Annotated in this window: 2 protein-coding genes; both read left to right on the forward strand. The window is 67.7% G+C overall.

Annotation, left to right across the window (positions count from 1 at the left end; genetic code table 11):
* Window positions 1-168: 168 nt before the first annotated feature.
* Window positions 169-1,833: an energy-dependent translational throttle protein EttA gene (gene ettA / locus VR44_RS29885; RefSeq protein ID WP_094192002.1), complete on the forward strand. Its 1,665-nt coding sequence runs from the start codon at window positions 169-171 to the stop codon at window positions 1,831-1,833.
* Between the two features lie 9 nt (window positions 1,834-1,842).
* Window positions 1,843-2,322 carry an acyl-CoA thioesterase gene (locus VR44_RS29890; protein ID WP_045950744.1) on the forward strand — a complete coding sequence of 160 codons (480 nt, stop codon included), beginning with the start codon at window positions 1,843-1,845 and terminating at the stop codon, window positions 2,320-2,322.
* The last annotated feature ends 61 nt before the right edge of the window (window positions 2,323-2,383 follow it).

Here is a 2,383-nt window from a genome sequence, read left to right on the forward strand (position 1 = left end):
ACCGGGCGCCATCCTGTCGCCCGCCCGCGGCCCCCCGCCGGGGTTTTCCCCCACCCGCCCCGCGCAGGCCCAGATCAGGGCCCTGACCATTCCCGTTTCCCCCAGGGGATGGACGTACGGCAGTATGGGGTGTATCTGCCCACCCATCGATCTGCCGGACGGTTTCTCTTGGCTGAGTTCATCTACACCATGCGCAAGACGCGCAAGGCGCACGGCGACAAGGTGATCCTCGACGACGTGTTCCTGAACTTCCTGCCGGGGGCGAAGATCGGCGTGGTCGGCCCGAACGGCGCCGGCAAGTCGACCGTCCTGAAGATCATGGCGGGCATCGAGCAGCCGTCCAACGGCGACGCCTTCCTGTCGCCCGGCTACTCCGTCGGCATCCTCATGCAGGAGCCCAAGCTCGACGAGTCCAAGACCGTTCTGGAGAACGTCGAGGACGGCGTCGGCGAGATCAAGCAGAAGCTCAACCGGTTCAACGCCATCGCCGAGGAAATGGCGACGAACTACACCGACGAGCTCATGGAGGAGATGGGCAAGCTCCAGGACGACCTGGACCACGCCAACGCGTGGGACCTCGACGCCCAGCTGGAGCAGGCCATGGACGCCCTGGGCTGCCCGCCCGGCGACTGGCCGGTCACCAACCTCTCCGGTGGTGAGAAGCGCCGCGTGGCCCTCTGCAAGCTGCTGCTGGAGGCCCCCGACCTGCTGCTCCTCGACGAGCCCACCAACCACCTCGACGCCGAGTCCGTGAACTGGCTGGAGCAGCACCTGGCCCAGTACAAGGGCGCCGTCGTGGCCGTCACCCACGACCGCTACTTCCTCGACAACGTCGCCGAGTGGATCCTCGAGCTCGACCGCGGCCGTGCCCACCCCTACGAGGGCAACTACTCCACCTACCTGGAGAAGAAGGCCGAGCGCCTCAAGGTCGAGGGCAAGAAGGACGAGAAGCGCGCCAAGCGCCTCAAGGAAGAGCTGGAGTGGGTCCGCTCCAACGCCAAGGGCCGTCAGGCCAAGTCCAAGGCCCGTCTCGCCCGCTACGAGGAGATGGCGGCCGAGGCCGACAAGATGCGGAAGCTGGACTTCGAGGAGATCCAGATCCCGCCGGGCCCCCGCCTGGGCTCGATCGTCGTCGAGGTCAACAACCTCACCAAGGCCTTCGGTGACAAGGTCCTCATCGACGACCTGTCCTTCACGCTGCCCCGCAACGGCATCGTCGGCGTCATCGGTCCGAACGGCGCGGGCAAGACGACGCTGTTCAAGATGATCCAGGGCCTGGAGACTCCGGACTCCGGCGACATCAAGGTCGGCGAGACCGTCAAGATCTCGTACGTCGACCAGGGCCGCGCCAACATCGACCCCAAGAAGACCCTCTGGGCGGTCGTGTCGGACGAGCTGGACTACATCAACGTCGGCAACGTCGAGATGCCCTCCCGCGCCTACGTCAGCGCCTTCGGCTTCAAGGGCCCGGACCAGCAGAAGCCGGCCGGCGTGCTCTCCGGCGGTGAGCGCAACCGCCTGAACCTCGCGCTCACCCTCAAGCAGGGCGGCAACCTGCTGCTCCTCGACGAGCCCACCAACGACCTCGACGTCGAGACCCTGGGCTCCCTGGAGAACGCGCTGCTGGAGTTCCCCGGTGCGGCCGTGGTCGTCTCCCACGACCGCTGGTTCCTGGACCGCGTGGCCACGCACATCCTGGCCTACGAGGGCGACTCGAAGTGGTTCTGGTTCGAGGGCAACTTCGAGTCCTACGAGAAGAACAAGGTCGAGCGGCTCGGCCCGGACGCCACCCGTCCGCACCGCGCCACCTACAAGAAGCTCACCCGGGGCTAGGTCGCACACATGGCCAGACACCACTACCGGTGCCCGCTGCGCTGGGCGGACATGGATGCCTTCGGGCACGTCAACAATGTGGTCTTCCTCCGCTACCTGGAGGAGGCGCGCATCGACTTCATGTTCCGCCTGGCGCCCGGTGAGGGCAGCGAGTCCTTCACGGGCGGCTCCGTCGTGGCCCGTCACGAGATCGACTACAAGCTGCCCCTCGTGCACCGGCACGAGCCGGTGCTCATCGAGTCCTGGGTGACCCGGATAGGCGCCGCGTCCCTGACCATCCGCTACGAGGTCAAGGACGAGGCGACCGAGGACGCGCCCGAGACGGTCTACGTCCGGGCCGAGACGGTCGTCGTGCCGTACAACCTCGCCGAGGGGCGGCCCCGCCGCATCACCGCCGAGGAGCGGGTCTTCCTCCAGGAGTACCTGGAGGAGCCCGCCGGCAGCGTCGCCGACCGCCCCAAGGGCGCGGAAGGGCGCCTCGCGGCATGACCGACCAGCTGCACTTCGCCGACTCCGGGGAGGCGGCCGACCTCGCCGCCTTCCTGGGCCG

The organism is Streptomyces katrae (assembly GCF_000966975.1).
Lineage (GTDB): Bacteria > Actinomycetota > Actinomycetes > Streptomycetales > Streptomycetaceae > Streptomyces > Streptomyces katrae.

What these genes read in the sequence shown, in the direction of transcription:
- VR44_RS29890 (WP_045950744.1), top strand. Translation starts at nt 1,843, where the DNA reads ATGGCCAGACACCACTACCGGTGCCCGCTGCGCTGGGCGGACATGGAT.